The sequence below is a fragment of the Halomicronema sp. CCY15110 genome (assembly GCF_016888165.1).
Taxonomy (GTDB): domain Bacteria; phylum Cyanobacteriota; class Cyanobacteriia; order Phormidesmidales; family Phormidesmidaceae; genus Halomicronema.
Genome location: NZ_JACSWC010000062.1, coordinates 1 through 290 on the forward strand (window position 1 = coordinate 1; position 290 = coordinate 290).

The window sequence follows — 290 nt, forward strand, 5'->3', positions numbered from 1 at the left end:
CAAATATCAGCAGGTCGAACGTCAAGTGAGGGTAAGCCCTCAAAAAAAGGGCGCTTAACGGTGGAATGTGATGAGGCCTGATCCTTTGTCGGCAGCAAAGGGAACAAGCAATGGATTTGGCTCGCCATCAACCGAGACACCCGTGAGATTATTGGCATGCCTGTCGGCGATCGTTCTCGCGGCGGGGCCAGCGCACTTTGGCAATCCTTGCCGCCCATCTATCGCCAGTGTGCCACCTGCTACAGCGACTTTTGGGAGGCTTATGAAACCGTGATGCCCAGCCAGCGACA

Annotated in this window: 1 pseudogene; it reads left to right on the forward strand. The window is 55.5% G+C overall.

Annotation, left to right across the window (positions count from 1 at the left end):
- Positions 1-290, forward strand: a pseudogene (locus JUK32_RS00655) (IS1 family transposase); the annotation flags it as partial.